Below are 23209 nucleotides of genomic sequence, written 5' to 3' on the forward strand. Positions count from 1 at the left end.
CTGGCACACCCTCGGCCAGCTTGCACGAAGGGAGAAGTCCGCGACAGAAAGCTGCGCGTCGGCAACCGGCCGATTCTGGTTCACCACGTGCTCTGGCTCGCGGCAGCCGGCGTGACCTGTGCCGTCGTCGTGCGCGCATCCGGTGACGAGCCACCTGATCGAACCAGTGACGTCACCGTCCTGGCAGAAGCCTCCTGTTGTGACGCGTCCTCGAGCGCGGCACGGGCACCGCTTGAACCGGCTGCCCCCGTTGCTCTACCCGCCCGTGCCAAGGCGATCGCGCGTATCCCGAGCGATATCGGCGAGGTAGTGATCCGGTAGCCGCCCCAACTACCGTCGAATTTGTCAGAGCCAGTTCGGCCCGCAACGGCGCGCCGAATTTCCTTGCCATCCACTTAATCGCGCCCCGGGTCCAACAGCGACATCGGCGCCGTGAAACCGTTTAGGGAGATGCGCCGATGATTGGAGCACGCCACAACTCTGGCTCCGCCGACGCCATTAGGGTGCGTCTCTCGGATCAGGATCGTTCGTTGACCGTACGTGCCGGTTCGTCGATGGATCTCTGATGACATGTGGGCTCGGGTGGAGCCGTATCTGCCGGACCGGTCGCCGCAGCGCGGCGGCCGGTGGTCCGATCACCGTGAGGTGATCGAGGCGATCGCGTGGAAGTACCGCACCGGCTCGCCCTGGCGTGATCTGCCCGATGAGCTGGGTTCGTGGAAGGGCGCATACTCCAGGTTTCGCCGCTGGACCCTCGATGGCACCTGGCAGAAGGTGTTGACCGCGGTGCAGGCCGACGCCGACGCGGCCGGTGAGCTCGACTGGCTGGCGGTGGCGGTGGACTCGACCGTGGTGCGGGCGCATCAGCACGCTGCCGGGCTGCGACCGGGAAAAGACCACGACGGTACGAGCCGGCCGACCATTGCCTCGGCCGGTCCCGTGGCGGCCTGAGCACCAAGGTTCACCTCGCGGCGGAGTCGCGTTGCCGGCCGATGAGCCTGCTCGTCACCGCCGGGCAGGTCGGTGACGCACCCCAGTTCACCGCGGTCATGGACGCGATTGCGGTGCCCCGCCGCGGACCTGGCCGGCCTCGGCGACGCCCGGAGCGGGTACTCGCGGATAAGGCGTACTCGTCTCGGGCGATCCGCGCATGGCTGCGCCGGCGCGGGATTCGGGCCACGATCCCGCAGCCGTGCGATCAGAAGGCCCACCGCCTGCGGCGCGGCAGCCGTGGTGGCCGCCCACCCGCGTTCGACAAGCAGGGCTACCGGCAGCGCAACGTCGCGGAACGCTGCATCAACCGGCTCAAACAATGGCGTGGCCTGGCCATGCGCACCGACAAACTCGCCGTGCATTACCAGGCCGCGCTCACCCTTGCCGGGATCCTGCTCTGGACCAAACCATGATCCGAGAGACGCTTCCTAGCCCCTGGCTGCTAAGAGGGGCACCGGGTCCCGGAGACTATCTGATCTTCGCCTTTCACTACATCGGAACCGGTGCGGCATCCAGCTACCATCAGTGGCCGGAAAAATTAGGCGACGGCGTGCTTTGTCCGATCCAGCCTCCCGGCCGCGAAGCGCGGATCGTCGAGGATCCGGTGACCGAACTTGCCGACTTCGCCGCCCAGCTCGCGGCGGAACTGTTGCCGTACCTGGACCGGCAGTATGCCTTCGTCGGGCACTGCGGGGCCTTCCCGTACGCGGTCGAGACCGCACGCAATCTCGCTGCGTTGGGCGCCCCGGCACCGGCATTCCTGGTCGCCTCATCCTGGGGCGCCCCGCAACTCGGACTGTACGGCCGCCTCAACTTCGCTGACCTGGACACGGTGGATCTGCACGCTGAGATCGATGCCATCACCGCCGCCCGAACTGGCGCGGCTCTGCCCAGAGAGCTTCGGGATTTGGCGGCCGAAACACTGATGGAGGACCTGCGGGTGCTGCGGAGTTACCGCTGGAGCGGTGGCACCAGCCTGCCCGCCCCTGTCCTGGTGGTCAGCTGGTCCGACGATGACGTAGTCCCACCGGCCGAGGTGTGGCCGAGTGACTGGCGGGCCTGCGGCCCGGACATCACGCACGAGCAACTCAAGGGCGACCACTGGGAGTTCCTCCGGGCGCCCCAGGCACTGGTCGACCTGATCACCGGCCGAATGTCCGCGGCCATGGCCGACGCGGCACAAAGCAACCCACCGAACGTTCTGCCCACCCCTGATCGGGCGCGGCTGGCCGACTCGGCGCGGATGCGGTCGCTGATCTACGGCCATCTGCTGTCCCGCGCCCTTTGCGTGGTGGCCAAGCTGGGCATCGCCGACCTGATGGAGGCCGGCCCCAAAACTGCGACGTGGCTCGCCGAAGTCACCGGCGCACAGCCCGACCTGATCGCCAGGCTCCTGGCGGACCTGGTTCCCTACGAGGTATTCGAGTCGCAGGCGGACGGCAGCTACGCGCTGGCCCCGCTGGGCCGCACGCTGCTCTCGTCTGCGCCCGGATCCGCGCTGCCGACGGCCTTGATCGTCGGCGCCGAGATCGGCGACAGCTGGAATGCGCTGGACGTCACGGTCCAAGGTGGCGGCAGCGCCTTCGAGACCGTCTTCGGCACCGACTTCTTCAGCTACATGGCCGGTCAGCCACAACTGCAGTCGACCTTCTTCGCCTCGCAGGCTCGAGGGATGGATCTGGAGATCGACGCGATCGTCGACGTGGTCAAGCCGGTCGGAGACCAACTTATCCTCGACATCGGGGGCGGCGACGGAACGCTGTTGACGGCGGTCCTGACCGCCTTCCCCGACGCCCGGGGGCTGCTGCTCGATCAGGAATCCGCCGCCACCAAGGCCGTGGGTCGGGTTGCGGCCGCCGGTCTTGCTCGGCGGTGCTCGGTCGTTGTCGGTGATTTCTTCGAGGAGATCCCACCCTCCGCCGACATTCACGTGCTGCGGCACATCCTGCACGATTGGGACGACGAGGCGGCCCTGCGAATCCTCCGCCGATGCCGGGAGAGCCTTGGTCCCGACGGTCGCATCGTCATCGTCGAAACGCTGCTGGCGGCAGGGGCAGGCGCGGCCTCCGACCAGGCCGCAGCGCTCATGGACCTTTACATGATGGCCGTCGTGGGTGGCCGGGAACGTACGGCCGATCAGTTCCGCGCGCTCCTGGAACGCGCGGACCTGGCGGAGGTCGGCATGACCGCGGTGTCCGACGGCACGGTCGCGATCGAAGCGCAGATCCGGTGACGGCCGAGGTGTCGACGACAGTCCCGGCCAGGGACGACGAGATGGTCGCCCGCGCTGTGGAATGGTGCACCACATTCTTGACTGGCCCGCACGACCTGATCGGTCGCAACGGGCCCGTCTGTCCATTCGTCGAGCCGGCGATCCGGGGCGGCACGCTCATCGTGCAGAGCCGGCCGATCGGTGCCGACACGTCCGCGGAAGCTCTCGATGCGGTCGTTGAGGAGATGCAGGGAGTCTTCCGTGACCAGCAATGGGCGCATTCCAACGAGGTTCTGCACGCACTCGTCATGGTTCTGCCCCGGCTGCCCGCCGAGCGCTGGCACTTGCTCGACGAGCTTCACTCGCGGGTCAAGCCGCTTCTCGCCGATCGGTCGCTCATGCTGGCGCAGTTCCACCCCGACTGCCTCGAGACCGCCGCACGAAATTCGGCCTTCCCGGTGGCGCAGGCCCCCGTTCCGATGCTGGCTCTGCGCAACATGGCCTTTCACGACATCCTCTTCCTCGACTCCGATCGGCGCATGTTCCACGCCTACAGCCGGCGATACGGCGCGCGCTACGCCACCTCGACCGGGATAGACCCCCACTTCCGTCAGCGGTTCGACCGCGCCGCACGACGGTTCGGCGTCGTCGCCTCAGACCCGCCGCCGGAATCGGCCATCGCCAGGAGGAAAAGCAACCATGAGTAACCCCGAGCCGAGCCGTGCGGCTCCGACGGTCCCCGTAGTCGACCCACCCGCGACGCTGCCGCAAAGCCGAGGACTGCGCAGCAACCGCAACTTTCAGCTGCTCTGGGGTGGATCGGCGGTCAGCCTGCTGGGCTTGGAAGCCGCGGATATCGCCTATCCGTTGACCATCCTGGCGATCACCGGATCGCCCGCGTGGGCTGGTGTGTTCGGCTCGGTGCAGCTCATCGCGGCGCTCCTGACCGGGCTGCCGGCCGGTGACCTACTCGACCGGCACGATCCGCGCCGCATCCTCATCATCGCGGAGGTGCTGCGGCTGGGCGTCATGGGTGGCATTGCGGCGGCGATCGCTTTCGACCATGTTGACCTCTGGTATCTGATGATCGCCGCGGCCGTTCTCGGCGCGGTGCTGCCGGTGAGCAGCGGCGCCCGCATGATCATCCTGCGGGCCGTTGTCCCCGGCGAGCACCTGACCTCGGCGCTGGCCCGCGACGAGGTCCGCACCTCGGCGGCGATGCTGGCCGGGCCGCCGCTGGGATCGCTGCTGTTCAGCCTGTCCCGGGTGCTGCCATTCCTGACCGTCGCCGGCTCGTTCCTGATCTCCACCCTGACCGCGATGTTCATCCGGATCCCGGCCCGGCCGGCACCTCAGGAGGCCACATCGGCGGAGAAGCCGCCGACCGTGGGCTACTTCGCACGGATGGCGTCAGGACTCGTCGCCGTGTGGAGCGACGTCACCCTGCGCGGTGCCGTCCTGCTGGTCGCCGCCATCAACACCGCGGGTGCGCCCCTCGTCCTGATCGTCGTGGTGGTACTCCGGCAGCGGGACACGCCACCGTGGCTGATCGGCGTCGTCACCTCCGCGCTGGCCCTCGGCGGTGTCGCCGGAGCAGCCCTCATCAAACCCCTGCACCGGCTACGCCCCGGGCTCATCCTCATCCTGCTCGGCGCCGTCGAAGCCGCTGTGTTTGCTCTGCTGGCACTGCCGTGGGGTCCGGTCTGGGCCGCCGCCATGATGTTCTGCGCGATGCTCGGCGTGCCATCGCTGCGCGTGCTCGTCGACGTCCTGATCTTCCGTCAGGTCCAACCGGAGGTCCGTGGTCGGGTCGTGGCCGGGGTGATGACGCTGTTCACCCTCGGGGCACCGATCGGTGTCGGACTCAGCGGCGTGCTGCTGTCCACGCTCCCCGCCAGCACCGCCCTGCTCGCTCTCGCGGCGGCGCTCGCCGTGACCGTCGCCGCCGCCCTCTTCAGCCGGACGCTGCGGACGGCCCGATGGCCGGGCGAGGCGGCACCGTGACTGGACCTCACTTCAAAGATCACTTCCCTGTGTGCCGCCGCCGGCGCACCGAGCACCGAGGAGAGAAACGATGACGAACCCCTTCGAGGACGAGGAAGCCGAATACCTGGTGCTGGTCAACGATGAGGGCCAGCACTCGCTCTGGCCGGTGTTCGCCGACGTGCCGACCGGATGGCGGATCGCCTTCCGCGGCATCCGTGCGGCCGCCGTGGAATACGTCGACCAGCACTGGACCGATATGCGCCCGGCCAGCCTCATCGCCGCCATGGGCGGCTGAGACCACGGCAGTGCCGGTGACCCGCGGGCTCGGGGCCGCGGGTCACCCCCGGAAACGAGATACCGATCAGTGCCAACGAGAGACGATGTGGTGGACGGCAGCGTGACAGCTTCACAATCCGCAGGCACGGCTTCGGGCCGTTCGGTGATCGCGGCGTTCGAAGAGGCCGCAGCTCGCTTCCCGGAGGCGGTCGCCGTCATCGGGACCGACGGCGAACTCCGCTACGGAGAGCTCAACGCCCGTGCCAACCGGCTCGCCCGGGCCCTGATTACCCGGGGCGTCGGACCCGAGAGGTACGTCGCTCTGATGCTGCCCCGCGACACCCGGCTGGCTGTCGCGCTGCTCGCGGTCCTGAAAGCCGGCGGAGCCTACCTCCCGTTCGACCCCGCGAGCCCGCCTGCCCGGATCGCCTACATGGCCGCCCAGGTTCGGCCCACCGTCGTCATCAGCACAGCCTCGCTCGAGTCCGCGCTTGACAAGGAGTTCACCGGGCACAAGATCCTGCTCGACGAGACGCCACCCGGCGCGTCCGGCGATGCCGTCGACGTGACCGACGCTGACCGGGCCGCACCCCTGCTCGGCGAACATCCGGCCTACGCCATCTACACGTCGGGCTCGACGGGCCGACCCAAGGGGGTCGTCGTCCCGCAGCGAGCCTTCGTCAACTTCCTCGACGCGATGGGCGAACGATTTCGGCTGACCGCCGCAGACCGGCTTCTTGCGGTGACCACCGTGGCCTTCGACATTGCCGGCCTCGAGATCTTCCTCCCGCTCGGTTGTGGCGCCTGCGTCGTCATCGCGCCGCATGACGCAGTCGCCGATCCGGCCACGCTGGCCGAGCTCATCGCCCAGCATGGAATCACCATCATGCAGGCGACCCCGTCACTGTGGCAGGGACTGGCGGCCGCGCAGCCCGAAAGCCTGCAAGGCCTCCGCGTCCTGGTCGGCGGCGAAGCGTTGCCGGCCGCGCTGGCGAACCGCCTCGTCGGGTCCGCCACCGAGGTCACGAATCTTTTCGGGCCGACCGAGACCACGGTGTGGTCCACCGCTGCGACTGTCGACGGATCCGCCGAGCTTCCGCACATCGGGTACCCGATCCTGAACACCACCGTGCACGTGTTGGATGCCTATCTCCGGCCGGTCGCTGTCGGTCAGGAGGGGGAGCTCTACATCGGCGGGACCGGGCTGGCCCGGGGCTACCTCGCGCAGCCCGGGCTGACCGCCGCCCGATTCGTCACCGATCCGTTCGGCGCGCCCGGCGAAAGGCTGTACCGCACCGGTGACCTCGCGAGGTGGCGTCCCGACGGTGCGCTGGACTGCCTGGGCCGGGTGGACGACCAGATCAAGATCCGCGGTCACCGGGTCGAGCTCGGCGAGGTGCAGGCGCAGCTAGAGACGCATCCCGAGGTGGCCCGGGCCGTCGTCACCGCCCGCCCTACCGCCGCCGGGCCGATGCTGGCCGCGTACGTTGTCCTCTCCTCGCCTCCAGCGGACGGCGCCCTGACCGGCCGGCTGCTCGGCCACCTCGCGGACCGCCTGCCCGACTACATGATCCCGTCGGCCGTGCTGGTGCTGGACACGCTGCCACTGAACGCGAACGGCAAGGTCGATCACCACGCGCTGCCCGAGCCCCGGCGGGCCACCCGCGCCGGCGGACCGCCGCAGACTCCGGTCCAGCACCGGCTGCACGCGCTGTTCCAGGATCTGCTCGGCCTGCCCGGGATCGGCCTCGACGAGAGTTTCTTCGCGCTCGGCGGACACTCTCTGCTCGCGGTCCGACTACTCGGCCGGATCCGCGCCGAGTTCGGCGTCGATCTGCGCATGCGCGCTCTCTTCGAGGCCCCCAGCGTGGCCGGTCTCGAACGTCTCCTGAGCAACGCCGACGCGGCGCCGGCCGTCGCGGAGCCGGAGCTTGGTCGCGTCGGCGATCGGTCGGGTCTCGTGCCGACCGCCCCGGTCCAGGAGGGCCTGTGGTTCCTGAGCCAGCTCGCCCCCGGCTCGTCGGCGTACCACCTTCCACTCGCCGTACGGTTCGCCGGTGACCTCGACATCGTGGCTCTTTCTGCGGCCGTCCACACCCTGATCGAACGGCATGCGCCGTTGCGCACCCTGCTGCGGAGCGTGGACGGGCTGCCCAGCCAGGACGTTCGCCCCGCCCACGAGACCGGGTTCGAGGTGGAGGTCGTCGACCTGGAGGGCCGAAGCGCCGGACTGGACACGGCGATCGCCGCAGCCATCCGCCGGCCCTTTCATCTGGCGATCGGGCTGCCCATCCACGCGGTCCTTTTCCGGTGCGGCCCACAGGATCACGTCCTGCTGCTCGTCATGCACCACACCGCAGCCGACGGATGGTCGCTCAACCTCATCGTCGAAGACTTCGTGGCCGCCTACCGCGGCGACGACCCGGATCCGCTGCCGCTGCAGTACCAGGACTACGCGCTCTGGCAGCACGAGCTCATCGGCGTGGGCACCGACCGTGAACGCGATCAGTCGGCCTACTGGGCGGCCCGGCTCGCGGTGTTGCCGGAGGCCATCGACCTGCCACGGGACCGTCCGCGTCCAGCACACCCGAGCGGACGCGCCGGCTCGGAACCGGTCGAGCTGCCCGCCGCACTGCACGGCGCGATCGCGGATCTCGCGACCGCACACGAGGCGACGGTGTTCATGGTCGTTCAGGCGGCCCTCGCCGCGATCCTGACCCGACTCGGCGCCGGCACGGACATCCCCCTCGGCACCGTGGTGGCCGGCCGCACCGACGAGCGGCTGCTCCGGCTGGTCGGGTACTTCGTCAACACCCTGGTGCTGCGCACCGACACCTCGGGCAACCCGTCGTTCGGGGAACTGCTGCGCCGGGTGCGCGGCGCCGACCTCGACGACTTCGACCACGCCCAGCTGCCCTTCGGCCGTACCGTCGAGCTGGTCAACCCGGACCGCTCCGGCGCGCACCATCCGCTCTTCCAGGTGCTGCTGGCCTTCCAGGAGGAAGTGGCCGGCGCTGAGCTGCCCGGCTTGAGGGTGTGCCCCGAAACCCTGGCGCCGGGCGACGCCCAGTTCGACCTGACCCTGTCGCTGACCGAACGCGTCGACGGGTCGGGCGATCCGGCCGGTCTGTCCGGACGGATGGACTACGCCAGCGACCTCTTCGACGCGGCGACCGTACGCGCACTGGTGGCCCGGCTGATCACCTTCCTCGGATCGGCCGTCGCCTCGCCGGAGCGCCGGATCGGCGCGATCGACATCCTGCTGCCCGGTGAGCCGGAGCAGATCGCCGCATGGAACGCCACGGATCGAGACGAGTCGACCGGCACGCTGTCCGGCATCTTCGCCGCCCAGGTGGCCCGCACGCCGGACGCTCTCGCCCTGGCCTACCGCGAGGAACGCCTCACCTACCGGCACCTGGCCGACCGCGTCGACAGGCTCGCCGCAACGCTACGCAGCCTGGGCGCGGCGCCCGAGCGGACGGTGGCGGTGATCCTGCCCCGATCCACGGAGCTGGTGGTCGCGATCCACGCGGTCGTCGGCGCCGGCGCGGCGTACCTTCCGATCGATCCCGACTACCCCCGCGATCGGATCAGCTTCATGCTGTCCGACGCGGCGCCGGTCTGCGTCGTCACCCACGCGGCGCTGGCGGACACCCTGCCCGCGACCGGCGCGCCCGTACTCTGCGTCGACCATATTGCGGATGGGACGCCGGGGTGGTCCGGACCCGCTCGATCAGCCGGTCCGGACCACCCCGCCTACGTCATCTACACCTCAGGATCCACCGGTCGACCCAAGGGTGTGCAGGTCACCCACCGCGGCATCGTCAACCGGCTGCAGTGGATGCAGAACGAGTACCGCCTCACCCCCGACGACCGGGTTCTGCAGAAGACCTCCGCCGGTTTCGACGTGTCCGTCTGGGAGTTCTTCTGGCCGCTGATCACCGGCGCCACCCTGGTCGTCGCTGAACCGGGCGGTCACCGTGATCCCACTTACCTCACCGGGCTGATCCAGCGCGAGCAGGTCACGACCGTCCACTTCGTACCCGCGATGCTCACCGCGTTTCTGGCCGAGCCCACCGCGCGAAACTGCGTCAGCCTGCGTACGGTCATCGCCAGCGGCGAGGCGCTCACGGGCGAACTGGCCCGTTCCTTCGCCGACGTGCTCGGCGGTGCAGAGGCGCGGCTGCACAATCTGTACGGGCCGACCGAAGCGTCGATCGATGTCACTGCCTGGCGCTGCGACCCACCCGCGGGCGGGGACCCGGTGCCGATCGGTCGTCCGATCTGGAACACCCGCACCCACGTGCTCGATCCGCAGCTCCGTCCCGTTCCACCCGGTGTGGTGGGTGAGCTCTACCTGGCCGGCACCGGCCTGGCCCGCGGATATCTGGCCCGGCCCGGGCTGACTGCCGCCCGGTTCGTCGCCGACCCGTACGGCGCGCCGGGCCAGCGGCTCTACCGGACCGGCGACCTGGCCAGTTGGCGCAGCGATGGCGCCCTGCGCTTCCACGGCCGCGTCGACGACCAGATCAAACTACGCGGCATGCGGATCGAGCTCGGCGAGATCGAGGCGACGCTGGCCGCGGACCCTGCGGTCGACCAGGCAGTCGTCGTGCTGCGCGATGATCTCGGGGGCGGAGCGCGGCTGGTCGGCTACGTGGCGGCCGCGCCGGGCACCGACCCGGAACTGCTGCGCCGCCGCGCCGCCGAGGCGCTACCCGACTACATGGTTCCGGCCATCGTCGTCGTGCTCGACTCCCTGCCGCTCGGCGCCACCGGAAAGCTCGACCGGGCCGCCCTGCCCCGACCGGTCCTCGCCGAAACGACAGGGAGAGCTCCGGGTACGCCGACCGAGCACCGCCTCGCCGGAATCTTCGCCGACCTGCTCGAGGTGAGCCCGGAATCGATCGGCGCCGACGACGACTTCTTCGCCCTGGGCGGCCACTCCCTACTGGCGACGCGGCTGGTCAGCCGGATCCGCGCGGAATCCGGCCGCGATCCCGGCCTGCGGTCGGTCTTCGAGACGCCGGTGCTGGCCGACCTGGCCGCGCACCTCGACGCTCTCGGGGCGGACTCCGTACCCGGCGCCGCGCCGTGCCCGGCGCCGCAGCGGCCGGAGCCGCTGCCCGCCTCCTTCGCGCAGGCGCGGCTGTGGTTCCTCGACCGGATGGACGGCGTGAGCCCGGCCTACAACCGGCCGCTGGCTTTGCGGATGACCGGCCCGCTGGACGTGGCCGCACTGCGCGACGCCCTGGCCGACGTCATCGCCCGGCACGAGGCGCTGCGGACAGTGATCGCCGATGTGGAGGGCGCTCCGGTCCAGCGAGTCCTGAGTCCGGCGGCGGCCATCGAGTGGCTCGGCCCCCTCGGCGAGACCCCGATTGTCCCGGCGGACCTGCCGGAGGAGGTGACCAGCGCCGCCATCGAGCCGTTCCGGCTGGACACCGATCTGCCGATTCGTGCCCGGTTGTTCCGCTCGGGGACACACGACCATCTGCTACTGATCGTCCTCCATCACATCGCCAGCGACGGCGCGTCGACCGAACCGTTGATCTCAGACCTGGCGACCGCGTACCGGAACCGATCCGCCGGACACGAGCCGAACCTGCCACCACTGCCGCTGCAGTACGCCGACTACACACTCTGGCAACGACAGATGCTCGACCCGGCTGGTGCTGACCTCGCGCGGCTGACCACGTACTGGTCCCGGCAGCTTGCCGGAATGCCCGGCGAAATCGTCCTTCCTGCCGACCGGCCGCGACCTGCGCAGCCGAGCCGACACGGCGGCATCGTGCGGGCCACCGTCGGCGCGGCCGTGCGGCGGGCAGTGATCACACTTGCGGCGGAAGCCTCGAGCACACCGTTCATGATCTTCCACGCCGCCCTGTCTGCCCTGCTGACCCGGCTGGGTGCCGGCACGGACCTGCCGATCGGCACGGCGGTATCCGGGCGTGACCACGACAACCTCGACGCACTGGTGGGCTTCTTCGTCAACACGCTCGTGCTGCGCGCCGACACCGGCGGGGATCCGACCTTCCGCGAACTCGTCGCCCGGATCCGCGAGGTCGACCTGGCCGCATTCGCCCACGCCGCACTGCCGTTCGGACACCTCGTCGAGCTGCTCAACCCGGAGCGGTCCGCGGCTCGCAGCGCCGTGGTCCAGGTCATGCTGGCCTTCCAGAGCCCTCTTCCCGGCGTGGAGCTGCCCGGGCTGACCACCACGGTCACCGAGATCCCTACCGGCGCCTCCGCCTTCGATCTCAGCCTCAGCGTGCGCGAGCTCCCCGCCGACGGGGGATACGACATCGAGGCCGAGTACGCGGCGGACCTGTTCGACCCCGCCACCGCCCAGTCGATGCTCGACCGCCTCGCCACCCTCCTCGCCGAGGTGTGCGCCGAGCCCAACCAGCGAATCGGCGAGATCGACATTCTCGGCGACGGGGAACGGCAGGCCCTCACCGGCGACTGGGGGCGAGGCCCGGCGTCCGGTGCGGCGACCCCGTTCCCGGATCTCTTCGAGCGCATCGTCGACCGCGATCCGGAGGCGACGGCCGTGGTCTTCGAAGACCAAGTGCTCACGTACGGTGAACTGGACGCCGCTGCCAACAGGTGGGCTCACCGCCTGATCGCCCGTGGGATCGGTCCGGAAAGCATTGTGGCGTTGGCCTTGCCGCGGTCCGCGGACCTCGTGGTTGCCGTGGTCGCGGTGCTCAAGGCAGGCGCCGCCTACCTCGCGGTCGATCCAGACTACCCGGCCGACCGCATCCGCTACATGCTCGCCGACGCCGCACCGGCGCTGGTGCTGACCACCGCCGAGATCAGCCGAACGCTGGCCGGCGCTGCCACCACTCCGGTCCTGATCATCGACGCCCTGCCGTGGACGGTGGAACAGTCCGCCACACCGCACGCCCGGCTCACGGACGAACAGCGGACCGGCGCCCTGCTGCCGCAACACCCCGCCTACCTCGTCTACACGTCCGGCTCGACGGGCCAGCCCAAGGGCGTGATCGTCACGCACGCCGGGCTCGCGGACATGTCGGCGGCCCAGATCGACGCGCTCCTTCTGGGCCGCGACAGCCGGGTCCTGCAGTTCGCCTCGCTCAGTTTCGACGCCGCCGCCTGGGAGTTCTGCATGGCCCTGCTCAGCGGCGGCGCCCTGGTCCTGGCACCGGCCGAGCGTCTGCTGCCCGGCGCGCAGCTGGCCGATCTGGTGGCGCGGGCCGGTGTCACCCACCTCACGATGCCGCCGTCGGTCCTCGCCGCGGTGCAGCCGCAGGATTCGTTCCTGTCGGGCGGAACGCTGGTCGTCGCCGGTGAGGCGTGCCCGCCGGACCTCGTCGGCCGCTGGGCCCCCGGCCGTCGGATGATCAACGCGTACGGCCCGAGCGAGTCGACGGTGTGCGCGACCATGAGTGCCCCGCTGAACCGAACAGAGACGCCGCCCATCGGCGGACCCATCCACGGCACCAGCGTGTACGTGCTGGACGGCGCCTTGCGGCTGGTGCCGCCCGGCGTGTACGGCGAGCTGTACATCGCAGGCGCAGGACTGGCGCGCGGCTATCTCAGACGGCCAGGCCTGACCGCGGACCGGTTCCTGGCCGACCCGATCGGGCCGGCGGGTTCGCGGATGTACCGGTCCGGCGATCTCGTACGGTGGCGGCCGGACGGGACCCTCGAGTTCGCCGGGCGCACCGACGACCAGGTGAAGCTGCGCGGATTCCGAGTCGAGCTGGGCGAGATCGAGGCCGCGGTCGCCGCCTGCCCCGGCGTCAGCGCCGCGGCGGCCATGGTGCGCGAGGACCAGCCCGGTGATCGCCGCATCGTGGCCTACGCCGTCGGCGCCGTCTCCGGTGAGGCGGTCCGAGACCGGGTCGCGCAGACGCTGCCCCGCCATCTGGTGCCGTCCGTAATCCTTACCCTCGCCGCGCTTCCGCTCACCCCGAACGGCAAGGTCGACCGCCGTGCGCTTCCCGCCCCGACCGGGCTCGCGCCCAGCCGTTCCCCCCGCGGCCCCCGCGACGAGCTGCTGTCCCGCCTGTTCGCTGAGACGCTCGGCGTGCCGGACATCGGCATGGACGACGACTTCTTCGGCTCCGGCGGCCACTCGCTGCTCGCGACCCGCCTGCTCTACCGGGTCCGCGAGGTCTTCGGTGTTCCGCTGACGATCAAGGACCTGTTCCAGGCGCCGACGGTGGCGCAACTGGGCGGCCTGCTGAGCCGGGCCACGCACCCGCAGGTCATGGCCGGATCATCGCTCACCGCCCGCCCGCATCCGGCGTACCCGCCGCTGGCGCCGGCGCAGCTGCGGCTGTGGCTGCTCGACCAGGTCGAGGGGAAGGCCGCCACGTACAACGTGCCGATCGCCGTGGATCTCGACGGCCCGATCGACGTCAACACCCTCCTGGCAGCCTGCGCCGACCTGGTCGAGCGGCACGAGGCGTTGCGCACGTCGTTCCCCGTCCACGAGGGACAGCCGTTCCGTGCCGTGGTAGATCCGGCGGCCGCCGAACCCGACATCGCCGTGACCACCGTGGCGCCGGACGACCTCGACGACGCGGTGATCCGCGCCGCGGAGCAGCCGTTCCCGCTGACGCAGCGGCCGCCGGTCCGCATACGGCTGTTCGCCGTGGCGCCCGAGCGGCACGTCCTGCTCCTGGTCCTGCACCACATCATCTGCGACGGCATCTCCATGGAGGTACTGCTGCGCGACCTGGCCGAGCTACACCGAGCCCGGGTCGCCCATGACGAGCCGAAACTGCCGGAACTCACCGTCGGCTGCATCGATCACGAGTTGTGGCGCTGGGAGCAAGACGATGCGAACACCGCCGCGGCCGATACCGAGTACTGGAAGCAGCGCCTCGCCGGATTGCCGGAGCTCACCGACCTCCCGCTCGACCGGCGCCGGCCGGCTCAGACCACACGCCAGGGCGACGTCGTCCAGATCGCGGCCGACGCCGATTTGCACCGGGATCTGCTGGCGCTGACCCGCCGACACGGGGTGACCGTATTCATGGCCGTCCACGCGGCACTAGCGGCGCTGCTCGGCCGGCTCGGCGCCGGGGATGACCTGGCGATCGGCACCGCCTCAGGGGGCCGCGACCACCCCAGCCTCGACGACGTGGTCGGCTTTTTCGTCAACACCCTGGTGCTGCGCACCGACCTGTCCGAGGCTCCGACGTTCGACGAACTGCTGCGCCGGGTACGCGCCACCGACCTCGACGCGTTCGGCCATGCCGGACTGCCGTTCGACCGGGTCGTCGAGGCAGCCGGGGCCAGCGGTGCGGTGGCGCACAATCCGCTGTTCCAGGTGTCGCTGACCACCAGCCGCGAGCTCACGTACCCGGCACCCGCCGGGATCCGCGCCCGGGTCCGGACGGTGCCGCTCGGCGTCGCCAAGTTCGACCTGACCTTCGAACTGACCGAAAGATTCGCCGACGAAGCCGAGCCCGCAGGGCTGACGATCGCCGTCGAGTACGCGACCGCCCTGTTCGACCGCGGCACCGCCGAGTCGCTGGCCGCCCGGTTCGCCGGGCTGCTGAGCACGATGTGCGCCGATCCCTCCGCGCGCATCGACGAGGTGACCCTGCTGCTCGCCGGGGAACGGGAGATGCTTCTCGACCGCTGCAACGGTGCCACGGTCCCGGTCGAACCGGGTGCCCTGCACGAGCTGTTCCGGCGGCAGGCGCGGCGGACCCCGGAGGCCGTCGCGGTGCGCTCCGGCCCCGACGTGCTCAGCTACGCAGGCCTCGACGCGCGCTCCGACGAGCTGGCCCTACGCCTGCTCGCGGCCGGGGTCGCCGCCGAGGACCGGGTCGCGCTGCTCCAGCAGCACTCCATCGACACGATCGTGTCCATCCTCGCCGTGCTGAAGGCCGGCGGCGTATACGTGCCTCTCGACTCCCGCGCCCCGCTCACCCGGAACCGCACCGTGCTCGCCGACAGCGGCGCCAAGCTCCTGATCACCGACGATCCCGGACGTGCCGGGCTCGACGACCTGATCCCGACGGTGCCCATCCGCCCGTCCGATCGGGCTGCTGCCGGCAAGCCCGACGTCACCGTCCGCGACCACCAGCTCGCCTACGTCATGTTCACCTCGGGATCGACCGGGCGGCCCAAGGGCGTCGGCGTGACACACGCGGCGGTCGCCGCGATGGTTGCCGACTCGGCCATCCGCCCCGAGGCCTACCGGCGCACTCTCCTGCACTCGCTGCTCGCCTTCGACGCCTCGAACCTCGAGGTGTGGGTGCCTCTGCTGACCGGCGGCGAGATCGTGGTGACGCCGACCGATCTGTTCGACGCGCCGACCCTTGCGGGGCTGCTGGCCGAGCATCGCATCACCGGCATGTGGCTCACCACCGGGCTGTTCCGGCTGATGGCCGAGGAATGCCCGGAGGCGTTCCGCGACGTCCTCGAGATCTGGACCGGCGGCGACGTCGCGCAGCCGGAGGCATTCCGACGGGTGCTAACGGCCAGTCCCGGCACCACCGTCGTGAACCTCTACGGCCCGACAGAGATCACCACCTACGCCACCCGCCACCGTGTGCGCCGGGCCGTTGACGTGACGGAACGCATCCCGATCGGCGCGGCGGCCGACAACACGAACCTCTATGTGCTCGACGGCCGCCTGCGGCTGGTGCCCCCGGGCGCCTTCGGCGAGCTTTACGTCGCCGGCTCCGGAGTGGCGCGCGGTTACTTCGGGCGCCCGGGCCTGACGGCGGAGAGGTTCGTGCCGGATCCGTTCGGGAGCCCCGGCTCGCGGATGTACCGGACCGGGGACGTGGTGCGGTGGCGGCCGGGCGGGGTGCTGGAGTTCGCCGGGCGTACCGATCACCAGGTCAAGCTGCGCGGCTTCCGGATCGAGCTCGCCGAGATCGAGTCCACGCTGGCCACCTGTCCCGGCGTCTCGGCTGCCATAGCCACGGTGCGGGAGGAAAGGCCGGGAGACAAGCGCCTGGTCGCTTACGTTGTCGCAGAACCCGGCTCGGTGGTCGACGCCGCGCAGGTCCGCCGGTTCGCCGCCGAGGCATTGCCGGACTACATGGTTCCGGCCGCCGTACTGGTAATGGACGACTTCCCGCTCGCCACCAACGGCAAGGTGAATCGCCGGGCCCTGCCCGCGGTTACCGTCGAGACCGGGCCGGAGGTCCGTCCCCTGCGCGGCGCCCGCGAGCAGACGGTGGCGGCGTTGTTCGCGGAGCTGCTCGGTGTCGACCGGGTCGGCGCCGACGACGACTTCTTCGACCTCGGTGGGGACAGCATCGTGTCGATCCAGCTGGCCGGCCGTGCCCGGAAGGCGGGACTGATGATCACGCCCCGAGACCTCTTCCGGCACCGTACGGTGGCCGCACTCGCGGCCAACGTGCCCGACGCCGACAACCAGTCGGCGGTCGAACTGGACGACGGTGTCGGAACCTTCCCCCTGACCCCCATCATGCGGTGGTTCGTCGACCGGGCGGGCGGTGTCTTCCACCAGTCCACCGTCCTGCGCGCGCCGGCCGGCCTGGCATCCACCCGCCTCGCGCAGGTGCTCCAGCGGGTACTCGACCACCACGACGCCCTGCGGATGCGGGTAGACGCGGCGCGGGCCGAGATCCTTCCAACCGGAAACATCCGCGCTGCCGAGATCATCCACACGGTCGACGTCGGTGATCCGTCGCCGGCCGAGTTCACGGCGATGCTGGAGGCCGAGCGCGCGGCGGCGGCCAGCCGGCTCGATCCAGCTGCCGGGACGATCCTGCAGGCGGTCCATCTGCGCGCGGCGGGCGACCGGCCGGGACGGCTGCTGCTGGTCGTCCACCATCTGGCCGTCGATGCGGTGTCCTGGCGGATCATCCAGCACGACCTCGCCGCGGCCGCCGCCGACGAACCGCTGGAACCGGTGCGCACGTCGCTGCGGCGCTGGGCCGGGATACTCGCCCGCGACGCCGCCCTGCCGGCCCGCGCCGCGGAGCTGGACCACTGGGCCAGCATCGTCGAGAGCACCCCGGCGATGCTGGCGGACCGGCACGTCGATTCGGGCCGCGACACCATCGCGACCGTACGGGAGACCGAGTTCGTCGTCCCCTCGGACGAGACGAACGCGCTGCTCACCACCGTGCCGGGCCGCTATCGCTGCGGCGCCGACGACGTCCTGCTCACGGCGTTGGTCATTGCGGTGACCCAGTGGCGCGGCGAGCGCGGCGCGCCGCACCAGCCGCTGCTGGTCGATCTCGAACGGCACGGCCGGTCGGACCTTGCCGGTGCGGACCTGTCCCGGACGGTCGGCTGGTTCACCAGCATGTACCCGGTCCGCCTGGACCTCGCAGTCGGTTCACCCCAGCAGGTGCTGCACGACCCGGGTGCCGCCGACCGGGCACTGAAGCTCGTCAAGGAGCAACTGCGCACGCAGCCCGGCGACGGCCTGAGCTTCGGACAGCTGAGGTACCTCAACTCCGAAACCGGGCCGCGCCTGGCCGCCGGGGCACGACCGGAGATCGCGTTCAACTACCTCGGCCGCTACGCCGCGCCGGAAGCCGGCGGCGACTGGGCGCCCGCCGCCGACAGCGCGGTGCTGTCCGCCGGACAGGAGCCCGGTGACCCGGTAGCGCACACCCTCGAGGTGTCCGCATGGGCTGAGGTGACCGCAGCCGGTCCCCGCCTCACTGTCCAGCTTGCCTGGCCGGGCAGCGTCCTCACGGAAACCGCGGCGGCCCGGCTCGCCGGGCTGTACCGGCACGCGCTCGCCACGCTCGCCGCGCTGGGTGCGGTGGCCACAGCCGGCGGCCTCACACCGTCGGACGTCGCGATGGCCGGCCTGGATCAGGACGAGATCGATCTTCTCCAAGCAGAATGGAGCACTCGGTGAGCACCACCACGGGTTTGGCCGACATCCTGCCGTTGTCGCCGTTGCAGGAGGGGATGCTCTTCCACACACAACTCGCCCGGCAGCAAGAGACGACGGACGTCTACACGTTCCAAATGGTGGTTTCTCTGGCCGGGCCGGTCGATGCGGCCCGGATGCGGGCGGCCATGCTCACACTCCTGCGTCGGCACGCCACGCTGCGGGCCGGCTTCCGGTACCGCGCGTCGGGCGCCCCAGTTCAGATCATTCCCCACGTCGTGGAGCTGCCGTGGTCCGAGATCGACCTGACTCTCCCCGGCGCTGCGACGCTCGCCGAGGTACTCGCCGCGGAGCGCGCGTACCGCTTCGATCCGGCGCAGCCGCCACTGCTGCGTGCCACGCTCGTTCGGCTGGGCAGCGACGACTTCCGGCTGATCGTGAACGCCCATCACATCCTCCTGGACGGCTGGTCGACGGGCATCCTGGTCGCGGAATTGATGACCTGTTACGAGGACGGCGGCATCACGTTGCCGCCGGCGCCCCCCTTCCGCGACCACCTGACGTGGCTGGCTAACCAGGACCGCCCGGCGGCGCGTTCAGCCTGGGCCACCGCCCTCGCCGGGCTGACCGCGCCCACCCTGGTTGCGTACGATGTCGCTGGGGAAGCGTCCTCAGCCGACCCGGAGCGGCTTTTTCTCAAGCTGAGCCCGGAGCTCGCCGAGTCCCTGCGCGGCGTCGTTCGCGCCGAAGGCGTCACCCTGAACACCCTGCTCCAGGGCACCTGGGCGATGCTGCTCGGCTCTCTTGCCAGCCAGTCGGACGTGCTATTCGGCACGACGGTCTCCGGGCGTCCGGCCGATCTGCCCGGCGCCGAAGACATGGTCGGGTTGTTCATCAACACCCTGCCTGTGCGGGTGTCCCTGCGCCCCACCGAGAGCGTTGGCGCGCTCCTGCGCCGGCTGCAGGGCGAGCAGAGCGAACTGCTCCCGCACCAGCATCTCGGTCTCGCCGAGATCCAGCAGATCGCCGGTCTCGGCGAGCTGTTCGACAGCGTGGTGGTGGTCGAAAACTATCCCGCTCCGAGCGTCTCGCCCGCCGCGGCATCCGCCTCCGTACGGATCATCGCGGTCGACGGTGTGGACGCGATGCACTACCCCTTGGCGCTGATCGCGCTGCCGGACGACGGGCTGGCCTTCCGGCTCGACTACCGGAGCGACACCATCACTGCGGACGAGGCGGCCGCCGTCGCCGACCGGCTGGTCAGCCTCCTGGAGACGCTCGCCCATGACCCGGGCGTCGCCGTCGAGCGGCTTATGGCAGGCAGCCCGGCCGTGACACTCACCGGCGGTCGTGACCGACCGACGCACCCGCCGCGGGGTACCACCCGGCCGGCCGGCGCGTCGTCCGGCCACCCGAGCGCGGCTACTCCGTTACAGGAGGTCGTCGCGTCGCTGTTCGCCGAAGTCCTCCAGGTGCCCGAGGTCGGTGCGGAGTCCGACTTCTTCCAGCTCGGCGGCCACTCCCTGCTGGCCGCGCAGCTGGTCCGCCGAGTGCAGTCCGTGCTCCACGTCGAGGTCGGCATCCGGAACCTGTTTCGCGCGCCGACGGTGGCCGGGTTCACCGGCGAGGTCCGAGCTCTGCAGGCCGCATCGGCGCCCCAGCGGTCGGTACCCGCCCTGTCGGCGCGCCCGCGACCGGCGGCGGTGCCGCTGTCGGACGCGCAGCGGAGGCTCTGGTTCGTCCAGCAGAGCGGCGGGGGCACGGCGTACCACATACCGCTGCTGCTGCGGATCGCCGGGCCACTCGATCCGGCCGCCCTGCGGGCCGCCGTCGCCGACGTGATCACCCGGCACGAGGCCTTGCGTACGGTGTTCGCGGTCAGCGCCGGCGAGCCGCATCAGGTCGTTCTGGACACCACGGACATCGACGTACCGATGACCGAAACGGACGTCGCCGAGGACGAGTCGGCTGAAGCCGCGCGCCGGTTCGCCGCCCGCCCCTTCGACCTCGCCACCGAGATCCCAGTCCGCGTCTGGCTGGCCCGCACCGGCCCGGACCGGTACGCCCTCCTGATCGTGCTGCACCACATCGCCGCCGACGGCGGTTCCTTGGCGCCTTTGTTCACCGACCTGACGGCCGCCTACACCGCCCGTGTCACGGGCACCACGCCCGGCTGGAACCCGCTCGACGTCCAGTACGCGGACTACAGCCTCTGGCGCCGCGAGACGCTCGACAGTCAGGACGCGGCACTGCAGGACAGCCGCGCGTACTGGCAGCGGCAGCTGGCGGGACTACCCGCGCAGCTTCCGCTTCCGGTCGACCGCCCGCATCGCGACGACGGACCCCGGACCAGCGCGACGATCCCCATCGACCTTCCGGCCGAACTGCACGCCGGCGTCCGCGACCTCGCGCGCAGGCACCACATGACGGTCCTGATGGTCCTGCACGCCGCCCTCGCGGCCCTTCTGACCCGTCTCGGATCCGGCACCGACACCGCGATCGGCGTGGTGACCGCGGGTCGGGACGACCCGGAGCTGCGTGACCTGGTCGGCTTCTTCGTCAACACGCTGGTGCTGCGCGTCGACACCTCGGACGATCCCACGTTCAGCGACCTGCTCGGCCGGGTCCGCGACACCGACCTTGCGGCGTACGAGCATGCAGACCTCCCGTTCGACCAGGTGGTCGAGCTGCTGAACCCGGAGCGGTCCGCCGGACGCCACCCGCTGTGCCAGGTCATGCTCACCTTCGAGGGCCCGGAGCCGGTATTGCCCCCGATGCCCGGGCTCGCGGTCACCCTGGAGTCCGTCGCGCCGACGACCGCCAAATGGGACCTGCAGCTCAGTCTCGCCGAACGGCACGGTGCGGACGGCACGGCGGCCGGCCTCATCGGCACCCTGGAATACGCCACCGAACTGTTCGACAGGTCCACGGCCGTGGATCTCCTCGACCGGTTGGCCCGCCTGCTGGCTCAGGCGGTCGAGGCCCCGCGTCGGCGGCTGAGCCGGTTCCTCCTGGCCGGGGCCGAGGAGCAGCAACAGATCCAGGCCTGGGGCATCGGCGCTGGACACCCGGCGGCCGAACCACACGGTGACACCCTCGTCTCGCTGTTCGAAAAGCAGGCGGCGGCCACTCCGGACGCGGTAGCCGTCGTCTTCGAGGGCGCCCGCACCACGTACGCCGAGCTGCGTGCCGACGCGGCTCGGCTGGCGGGACGCCTGCACTCGGCAGGCATCGGGCCGGACGACCTGGTCGCTCTCGCGGTGCCCCGATCCGCCGAACTGGTCACCGCAGTCCTCGGCGTCCTGATGGCCGGTGGCGCCTACCTGCCGATGGATCCCGACTACCCCGCAGCCCGGCTCAAGCATCTGATCTCGGACGCCCGGCCGACATGCGTCCTCACCGCCGGCGACGCCCTACCGGCCGCCGTCGCGGAACTGTGCGCGGACCTGGGCGTCGCCCAGCTTCCCTTGACCGGGCCGGACAATTCCGCAGCGCCATTCCGCGATCCGCAGATCAGTCCGGACCACGCCGCGTACGTCATCTACACCTCGGGCTCCACCGGCCAGCCCAAGGGTGTGGTGGTCACCCACCACAACGTCGTCCGTTTGTTCGAGCAGACGCGCGAGCAGTTCGACTTCGACGCGCACGACGTGTGGACGCTGTTCCATTCGTATGCCTTCGACTTCTCGGTGTGGGAGCTGTGGGGCGCGCTGCTGCACGGCGGGACGCTCGTCGTCGTGCCGTTCGCGGTGAGCCGGACGCCGGGCGATTTCCTGGACCTGCTGGCCAGGGAACGCGTCACGATCCTCAACCAGACTCCCTCGGCGTTTTACCAGCTGATCCAGGCGGACCGCGACCGCGGGCCGGGAACCGCGCTGGCCCTTCGGCGGATCGTCCTCGGCGGCGAGGCGATGGACCCGCGACGGGTCGCCGCATGGTACGAGCGGCACCCCGAGGGCACCCCGCTGGTGGTCAACATGTACGGGATCACCGAAACAACGGTCCACGTCAGCTACCTGGCGATGGGCCGCAACCATCCAGGCCCGGACGGCGGCAGCCTGATCGGCCACCGGCTCGGCGACCTGCGCATCCAGCTGCTCGACGACGCCCTGCAGCCTGTGCCGATCGGCGTGCCCGGCGAGATCTACGTATCCGGGCCGGGTCTCGCGCGCGGCTACCTGGGCCGGCCCGGTCTGACCGCGCACCGTTTCGTGGCCGACACCTCTGGCGAGCCGGGCGGCCGGATGTACCGGACCGGAGACGTGGCCCGGTGGCGGCGCGACGGCGGGCTGGAGTTCGTCGGACGCAGCGACGACCAGGTCAAGATCCGTGGTTTCCGAATCGAGCTGGGCGAGGTCGCCGAGGCGGTGGCCCGAGTCGCGGGCGTTGCCGCTGGGCAGGTGGTCGCCCTGGTCCGCGAGGACGTTCCCGGCGATCGGCGGCTGGTGGTCTATCTGGTGTCCGGCGAAGAGACCGTTGCCGCCACGGCCGGCCTGCGGGACGCGCTGCGGGCCGAGCTGCCGGACTACCTGGTTCCTTCCGCCGTTGTGGGGCTCGGCTCCTTCCCGCTCACCGTCAACGGCAAGCTCGACATCGCGCAGTTACCGCCCCCGGACCTGCCCGAAGGAGCCGGGCGCGAGCCCGCCACGGATCGGGAACGCCAGCTGGCCGCGATCTTCGGCGAGGTCCTCGGCGGGAAGGCGGTGAGCGCCGACGACGACTTCTTCGCCGTCGGCGGCCACTCGCTGCTCGCCGTGCGCCTGATGAGCAGGGTCCGCGCGACCTTCGGAGTCGATCTCGGTGTCGCTGCCCTGTTCCAGCAGCCCACGGTGGCGGGGCTCGCCGCGCGCCTCGATGCCGCGGCCGGCGCCCCGGCCCGACGTCCGATGCTGCGCCGGACTGTCCGTACCGGGAAGGCCTGA

6 protein-coding genes and 1 pseudogene are annotated in these 23209 nt (G+C 70.7%); all 7 read left to right on the forward strand.

Annotated features, from left to right (window positions below):
• The first annotated feature begins 570 nt into the window (after positions 1–570).
• The 7 genes and pseudogenes from ACMCNK_RS23960 to ACMCNK_RS23990 all read left to right on the forward strand — a co-directional run bounded on the left by ACMCNK_RS23960 (position 571) and on the right by ACMCNK_RS23990 (position 23209).
• A pseudogene (locus ACMCNK_RS23960) lies at positions 571–1406 on the forward strand (IS5 family transposase).
• Positions 1403–3226, forward strand: a complete 1824-nt coding sequence (locus ACMCNK_RS23965) for a methyltransferase (RefSeq protein WP_412738613.1) — start codon at positions 1403–1405, stop codon at positions 3224–3226. Before ACMCNK_RS23960 ends, ACMCNK_RS23965 begins: the two are co-directional and overlap by 4 nt.
• The gene (locus tag ACMCNK_RS23970) at positions 3223–3912 is read left to right on the forward strand and encodes a DUF6875 domain-containing protein (RefSeq protein WP_412738614.1); all 690 of its coding nucleotides are present in this window, start codon (positions 3223–3225) and stop codon (positions 3910–3912) included. Before ACMCNK_RS23965 ends, ACMCNK_RS23970 begins: the two co-directional genes overlap by 4 nt.
• Positions 3905–5209, forward strand: a complete 1305-nt coding sequence (locus ACMCNK_RS23975; RefSeq protein WP_412738615.1) for an MFS transporter — start codon at positions 3905–3907, stop codon at positions 5207–5209. Before ACMCNK_RS23970 ends, ACMCNK_RS23975 begins: the two co-directional genes overlap by 8 nt.
• A 70-nt stretch (positions 5210–5279) precedes the next feature.
• Entirely contained in the window at positions 5280–5486 is a 207-nt protein-coding gene (locus tag ACMCNK_RS23980) for an MbtH family protein (protein ID WP_412738616.1), read from the forward strand.
• A gap of 102 nt (positions 5487–5588) precedes the next feature.
• On the forward strand, positions 5589–18311 hold the full coding sequence (locus tag ACMCNK_RS23985; RefSeq protein WP_412738617.1) for an amino acid adenylation domain-containing protein: 12723 nt from the start codon (positions 5589–5591) through the stop codon (positions 18309–18311).
• Entirely contained in the window at positions 18308–23209 is a 4902-nt protein-coding gene (locus tag ACMCNK_RS23990) for an amino acid adenylation domain-containing protein (protein ID WP_412738618.1), read from the forward strand. Before ACMCNK_RS23985 ends, ACMCNK_RS23990 begins: the two co-directional genes overlap by 4 nt.

Origin of the sequence: Krasilnikovia sp. MM14-A1259, from assembly GCF_047159535.1 — a bacterium.
Taxonomy (GTDB): domain Bacteria; phylum Actinomycetota; class Actinomycetes; order Mycobacteriales; family Micromonosporaceae; genus Actinoplanes.

Coding starts and splice junctions, on each gene's coding strand:
- ACMCNK_RS23965 (WP_412738613.1), top strand. CDS start 1,403: ATGATCCGAGAGACGCTTCCTAGCCCCTGGCTGCTAAGAGGGGCACCG.
- ACMCNK_RS23975 (WP_412738615.1), top strand. CDS start 3,905: ATGAGTAACCCCGAGCCGAGCCGTGCGGCTCCGACGGTCCCCGTAGTC.
- ACMCNK_RS23980 (WP_412738616.1), top strand. CDS start 5,280: ATGACGAACCCCTTCGAGGACGAGGAAGCCGAATACCTGGTGCTGGTC.